Consider the following 6,962-nt stretch of genomic DNA (forward strand, 5'->3'; position numbering starts at 1 on the left):
GAAATGCTATGTATCAATCCAAAAAGTATCTGCAGCGATCAGTCCTGCTCACCGCTTATTGCTTGCCACGAATGGAGGTATCACACACCATGCTTGCCATCTTTCTCGCACCATTATATATTCTCATTAATATTTATATCGTCCGCTGGATGATTTTGTGGATGGGTGCCTGCACTCATTTTTTCCAGACCTTTGCGTTCCGGGCATGCTTTGCAGGTGTTTATATTTTTCTGTCCACTTCTCTTCTGACCTGTTTTCTCATCCGGAAGCCCCCTGCGCTCCATCGCTTCCTGAAAAATACGGCAAATTATTTTCAGGGAACATTTCTTTACATCCTGATCGTAATCGTAACTACAGATCTCTGCAGACTGATCCTGAAGCATACGCTTCATCCGGCCTGGATGTATTCCCGGAAAGCCTTCGTAGTCACAGGCGCTGTCTGCACCCTTCTGATCATTGGTGTCAGTCTCTATGGGATTTTTAATCAGTGGAACATTAAGACAAAAACTTATGATGTGAAAATAGACAAGCAGGTGAAGGGAATGAACTCCCTGAAGATTGTCCTGCTCGCAGACATTCATTTCGGTTACAGTATCGGAGAAAAACATGCCGGGCTTCTTGTAAAAAAGATCAACGCCGAATATCCGGATCTGATCTGTATTGCCGGCGATATTTTTGATAACGAATATGAAGGGATCAAAAACCCGAAAAAAACAGCGGCCATTCTCCGTTCGCTGAAATCCAGATACGGCGTTTATGCCTGTTGGGGCAACCATGATCTCAGCGAACCGATTCTGGCCGGTTTTACCTTCCGCAATGCAAAAAAAGATTATGATGATCCCAGAATGCGGAATTTTCTGGAATCTGCCAACATCCGGCTTCTCGATGACGAAACCGTCCTCATAGATAAACGGTTTTATCTGACAGGCCGTAAGGATCCTTCACGCTGCCGAAAAATGTCCGACACCCGTAAGGATCCTGACCAGCTTACAGCCTACCTTGACAAAACACTCCCGATTATTTTTATGGATCATCAGCCCGGTCAGCTGGATGAAGTGGCAGCCGCAGGCGCAGACCTTGATCTCTGCGGCCATACTCATGACGGCCAGCTGTTCCCTCTGAACATCATCACCGGCCTGGTCTGGGAAAATTCCTGCGGCTACCTGAAAAAGGGGACTATGCACAACATCGTTACCTCCGGTGCCGGCATATGGGGCCCGAATATGCGTACTGCCACAAACAGCGAGATCTGTTCGATCACAGTACATTTTTATCCTGCCAGACCTAACTCCTCTGATCCCTCATAAATATCTTCCACCGGCAGCTCCTCCGCACTCTCACTATCCTCTTCTGTTCCGTCATTTTCTTCTTCCGTTTCAGAGTCCTTCGGAAACTCAATTACTTCAGCCGTATCACCACTTTCTGATATCTCCGGCTCTTCACTGGAATCATCAAATATCTCTTCCTCAGTATTATCGTCCGTCTTTCCTTCTTCAGAACTCATATTGAGTTCCTCGCTGCTCTCTTCTTCAGCTTTCTTTTCACTGTTTCGGATGATCGCAAGGGCTTCTGTTTCTGAAATAATGCCTGAATTATCTTCCATTGCATTTGCTTCCGGCACTTCATAATCATATACAAAGGTATTGACTGGCATAAGCTTGTTTGACTGTACATCATAGTCAAATACATGCCACAGGTATCCTTCCCTGTTAACCGGTACATTTGCCTGGTAGATCTGTTTTCCACCCCGGTAAACGGTTACTTTGGCTGACGAAGCAGATAATTCTGTACTCGCATCATCTTCACCGTTTGTATAATCGTATACATAAAAGCTATATTTTCTTCCGGTGAAGCCTTTGTATATGGTTGTTGTTTCCGGTCCATAGCTGCTTGTATCATCCAGATCCAGATTTGCTATTACATCTCCATCCTCTGAATATGCATTTTTATCCCTGTAGTATACATGGAAGTAGTCATCTCCGTTTTCATCAGCAGGTCCCAGCAGATGAGAATCCAGGTCTCGCGGAGTTTCTCCCCATGTAAGCACGATCTGAAGAAGTCCCTCATCTCCTGCACTGATATTGGTCGGTGACATTGTTACATCACGTTCACTGCATGCATTTGCCTGAACTACAACATTGATATGAGCAGAAACAAAATCTTCATTGCTTGCATTCAGCGTATAGTTTCCGGCTGGCACGGTCAACGTATAGGTTCCATCTGCTGATACGCCTTCTTTCACAGTCTCTCCGATCACATTATCCCAGCCCTTACGTAATTCATAAGTTACATTTTCTATATTTCCACCGGTCATGGAATGAATAAATCTTCCACTCAGCTCACCATCTCCGGCTTCTGCTCTGGATACCATCAGGAAAGATTCTGCGTATGTGATCTGGTTCGCTGATACTTCCATGGAACTGCTCTCATATTTCTGGTAACCGGTTGCTGTGACAACAATTTTGTAGACTCCTTCATCAAGATCATTAAATGAATAAGTTCCATCTTCTTTCGTGAAAGTTTTTTCAACCTTGACTGTTCCGGAATATGCTTCCACGCTAGCATTTTTTACAGGAGCTTTGCTGTTTGAATCCAAAACGCTTCCCTCAATGCTTCCGGCTCCGACTGTACATTTATCCACCAGTGTTCCATTTTCAAAATGAACCTTCAATTTTAGTGGATTATCGTCATCATCAGACAGAAAATCCTTGGACAACGTATAATGCCATACCATTTTCAGGAACTTTCCGACCACCGTATCCGGATTCAACTCACCCGCTGCGTAAATATAGGTTCTTACATCAGAACAAAGCACATTTCCGGCATCACGAACTGTATAGGATACGCTTGCCTTTGCCGCAGGTCCTACCTTAATATCAATTCCTGCCAGATCCCATGTCTCCAATGCAGTCAGATTTAATCCAAACTGAAGACCGCATTTCGCAGATCCTTCTATTGTGACCGGTGTTAAAGTCTGACTGAAATCATGGATAAATCTTCCATTTCCATCTTTGAATTCATATCCGCCAGTTGCTTCAACGGAATATTTCACAACAAACTGCCCGGACACATCATAAAACAGAGAAACCACCAGATCTGCAGAAAGACCAGTTGTCCCAAGCTTTATAGGAACTCGTCCCAGTTCAAGTACATCGCTGACTGTTTCCATAGTTCCACTTGCATGTTTGATCTGCTGCTCTGAATTCACGCCACTTATATAAAGTCCGCCTTCGAAATCAGCTTTTCCTGTAACTGACGCAATAAAATGCCTTACCTCTATCTTTCCCCAGCTAAATCCGGCATCCAGCTTACAGCTTACATCCGGAATCGTAACAGCAACAGAACCGGATAGCTTCACCTTATCATTAAATTTATGATTAAGATCAAATTTCAATTTACCTGGAACCGGAATACTTCCGCCGAGAGTAAGTCCTCCTGCCGGCACCTCACTTGAATTTTCCGGAATATACTCATATTGAACACCCTCTGCAGTTACCTGCATATTTTCCGGATCTGCAATTCCTGCACCTTCAAAATCAATTGATTTGTAAACCTCTGAAATATCATCCGGTTTGCCGGCCTTAATGATCAGACGTCCCTGTCCGTCCTTTGTGATATTCTGGACTTTTAATGCAATATCTGTATCTGTTCCCATTTCCTTTGCAGAAAACAGTACAACCTTTCCGGTTTCCAGATTTTTATAAGCATTTCCATCTTTTACTGTGATCGTATACGTTCCGTCACTATTCTGGACAACATTGTATATATTTTTGGAAGTATCTTTGACTTCAACTACATTTGTTGCATAGGTAACCTTGCTGTCATAATTCTCATCAATTACTGAGTCCTCAGTGATCTGGTCGATAGCTTTTAAGATCTGAGCTGCATCATTTCCGTTAATTGCCTTCTCCGGTTCAAAGGTATCTCCATTCAGAGACAGCATATTCTTTTTCAGTGCAATAGCTACAACATTTTTATACCTGATCTGAGCCGCATCTGCACATGTCGGTTCTTCATCCGTAGTTTCATATCCCATAAGCATTACTGCTGTATATGCGGCAAACTCTCTTGTTGCATATTCGTCAGGATAAAAATATGGAACATCCTGCTCATCGGTTTCATCGGGAATGATTCCCATAGTTTTTGCAATTTCTGCTGCGATTCCATTTTCATTTTCTCTGGTATCAGCATAATAATAATTTTTGCTGTCAAACTGCTCTTCATACTTGCAGCCAACTTTATCCAGAAGAAGTTTTACCCATTCACCTCTGGTGTATTCATGTCCGGAATCCTGCACGTATTTTTTCGTAACAAAAATCCTTGCAAAGATTTTTATTCCTTTTACTTTGGCAACAATCGATGTATTTCCCTCTCCGACCGCCTGGACAACACCTGTTTTTGTTACTGTTGCAATTTTCTGATCAGCAGATGACCAGCTTACTTTAACACCTTTTTCCTTAAAACCAAGCTGGATACTTTCCCCTTCTTCCAGAGTAGCTTTTTGATTTTTCAGTGTTGGTTTCACAACTGTTATCTTACATCGATATGTTCTCTTCTTAGAATCTTTAAAGGTTACTGTACATGTTCCTGTTCCTGTTACAGAAACCGTACCATCTTTTTTTACCTTGGCAACCTTTGTATTTGAACTTGAGGCAGCTTTGATCACATCACCCTTTATCGAAAGTTTCCTGGATGTATTCGCTGTTCCCCATACAAATTTTAAGCTCTTTGCAGACAGATAAGGATTTTTTACAGTAACCTTACAGGTATATACTTTTTTTCCTATTTTAGCTTTAACCACGGTTGTTCCGGTTTTTACTGCTGTTATTTTTCCCTTAGAGCTGACTTTAACGATTTTTTTATTGGCAGAACTCCATACCGTCTTTCCCGAAACACCGTTTACTTTTAACTGCAGACTTTTTCCCTTTACATACAATACGGCTTTTTTCACTGACATTCCCGGGCTTTTTACTGTAACCTTACAGGTTAATGTCTTTTTGGCAATTCTGGCCTTTACTGTTGCGGTTCCGGTCTTCACAGCCGTTATCTTTCCCTTTGACGAAACCTTTACAACTTTATTATTGGAAGAAGACCATTTCACGGCTTTCTTCCAGTTTACAACCTTTAACTGTGATGTTTTTCCCACGTACAAAACCTTTTTTGTACTGTTCAGTCTGGGATTTGCAGCTGCATTTGCTGGCATGCTGATTCCTAAGATCAACATCAGGATCAGCATCAGCGGCAGCAATTTTTTTGATGCACTTTTTCTCTTCATAAGCACTTTTCCCTTCTGCTGTACTATGCTATAATGTTCATCAATTATAAATTTTCGAGATCATTCGAAATCATTTATAATTAATCCCCCGTAAATTATCAGACTATCAACCAAGAAAGGAGAAAAATCATGAGTGTCACCGTAAATCCAAAAGCACGCCAAATTTTACCGGTTATTCTGGGCTGCTGCGTAATCGGAACTGTTTTTTTTCTGGCAATAACTATCTGTTCCGCCATAAAATATCATGATTACGTACCTGTAGATGCTGTTATATCATCTGTCAGCCGCTCAAATAATCCTAACAAGCCTCATAGTTCCAATTATCATAACTATGTGAAGTACTCTTACACCTACAAGGAACAAAACTACACAGCTGACCGAATCGAGTTTTTACGCCTCGGCAAAGCCCCCGGAAAGCATGTTCAGATTAAATGTGATCCGCAGAATCCAAACCAGATCCAGAATATCTATTCTATGACCATCTGTATTGTCTTCCTAGTAATCCTGCTCATAACAGATTTCCTGCTCATTCTTATGATAAAGTCTTAATACTGTACAGCTATGCTCTAATTATATAACATTTTTATCTCTTGAACTTTGTCAAATTTGTCGCAAAGTGAACATTTTTTGTCGAAAATGTCCATAATATTTTTTTATCGCATTGACATACTCCTATCATTGAAATCCTACTCGATGGCTCTGCTGATTCGTTCGTCAGTAAGTAATTTTCTATGATATAAAAAAGACGGTTACGCTGAATCACAACGTAACCGTCTTCCACAGATATAAAACAAAATTCCCACCTACTGCCTTGAGCAATAAATGGGAATTTATCTGATCCACTTAAAAAGTGAGGCATCGGGGATTCGAACCCCGGACAACTTGATTAAAAGTCAAGTGCTCTACCGACTGAGCTAATACCCCATATTAAATTAATTAATACTCAGGCTTTTTCTAACCAGCCGTTTGTATGTTTTACATTAAAACATGCCCAGAGCCGGAATCGAACCAGCGACACGAGGATTTTCAGTCCTCTGCTCTACCAACTGAGCTATCTGGGCATAAGTAGCGGGGACAGGATTTGAACCTATGACCTTCGGGTTATGAGCCCGACGAGCTTCCAGACTGCTCCACCCCGCGTTATTAAATGTTAAAAGCCGATGATCGGACTCGAACCGATAACCTGCTGATTACAAATCAGCTGCTCTGCCAATTGAGCCACATCGGCATTTAAGTGGATGGAGAAGGATTCGAACCTTCGAAGGCGGTGCCAACAGATTTACAGTCTGCCCCCTTTGGCCACTCGGGAATCCATCCATAATCTATGGGACCTATAGGGCTCGAACCTATGACCCTCTGCTTGTAAGGCAGATGCTCTCCCAGCTGAGCTAAGATCCCATATTTAATTCGTTACAGCTAAGCTGTAACGACCCAGAAGAGACTCGAACTCTCGACCTCCGCCGTGACAGGGCGGCGCTCTAACCAACTGAGCCACTGGGCCATTTTAAGGTTTGTACCTTAAAAACTACATACATGCTTGTTGATCGTTAATCAAACTCTTTGAATCAATTCTTAACCTGCGTTTCTTGGTCAAGCCCTCACCCGATTAGTAACAGTCAGCTCCATGTGTTACCACACTTCCACCTCTGCCCTATCTACCTCGTCGTCTTCAAGGGGGTTTACTTCA

At 42.2% G+C, this 6,962-nt stretch carries 3 protein-coding genes and 7 tRNA genes; 2 read left to right on the forward strand and 8 right to left on the reverse strand.

The window, feature by feature from the left end; all coding sequences use genetic code 11:
* Nucleotides 1–161 precede the first annotated feature (161 nt).
* A complete protein-coding gene (locus NCY57_RS02450; RefSeq protein WP_330605219.1) occupies nucleotides 162–1,307 on the forward strand; it encodes a metallophosphoesterase in 1,146 nt (381 codons plus the stop codon).
* Here NCY57_RS02450 and NCY57_RS02455 read toward each other — a convergent pair.
* Nucleotides 1,271–5,275: a carboxypeptidase regulatory-like domain-containing protein gene (locus tag NCY57_RS02455; protein ID WP_173740148.1), complete on the reverse strand. Its 4,005-nt coding sequence runs from the start codon at nucleotides 5,273–5,275 to the stop codon at nucleotides 1,271–1,273. The genes NCY57_RS02450 and NCY57_RS02455 overlap by 37 nt on opposite strands.
* Before the next feature lie 129 nt (nucleotides 5,276–5,404).
* Between NCY57_RS02455 and NCY57_RS02460 the strand changes: the two genes are divergently transcribed.
* Nucleotides 5,405–5,824 (forward strand): DUF3592 domain-containing protein, encoded by a 420-nt coding sequence (locus NCY57_RS02460; protein WP_173740147.1) that lies wholly within the window; start codon nucleotides 5,405–5,407, stop codon nucleotides 5,822–5,824.
* Nucleotides 5,825–6,126: 302 nt separating this feature from the next.
* Here NCY57_RS02460 and NCY57_RS02465 read toward each other — a convergent pair.
* The 7 genes from NCY57_RS02465 to NCY57_RS02495 form a co-directional block, all read right to left on the reverse strand.
* A tRNA-Lys gene (locus NCY57_RS02465) sits at nucleotides 6,127–6,199 on the reverse strand.
* Between the two features lie 64 nt (nucleotides 6,200–6,263).
* Nucleotides 6,264–6,336, reverse strand: a tRNA-Phe gene (locus NCY57_RS02470).
* Nucleotides 6,337–6,341: 5 nt separating this feature from the next.
* Nucleotides 6,342–6,415, reverse strand: a tRNA-Met gene (locus NCY57_RS02475).
* A 15-nt stretch (nucleotides 6,416–6,430) separates the two neighbouring features.
* Nucleotides 6,431–6,503: transfer RNA gene (locus tag NCY57_RS02480), tRNA-Thr, on the reverse strand.
* 7 nt (nucleotides 6,504–6,510) lie between these two features.
* Nucleotides 6,511–6,592 (reverse strand) — tRNA-Tyr (locus tag NCY57_RS02485).
* A gap of 8 nt (nucleotides 6,593–6,600) precedes the next feature.
* A tRNA-Val gene (locus NCY57_RS02490) sits at nucleotides 6,601–6,673 on the reverse strand.
* 29 nt (nucleotides 6,674–6,702) lie between these two features.
* Nucleotides 6,703–6,776, reverse strand: a tRNA-Asp gene (locus NCY57_RS02495).
* Nucleotides 6,777–6,962: the final 186 nt, after the last annotated feature.

The sequence above is a fragment of the Blautia sp. MB18-30 genome (assembly GCF_023669475.1).
Classification (GTDB): Bacteria; Bacillota; Clostridia; order Lachnospirales; family Lachnospiraceae; genus Blautia_A; species Blautia_A fusiformis.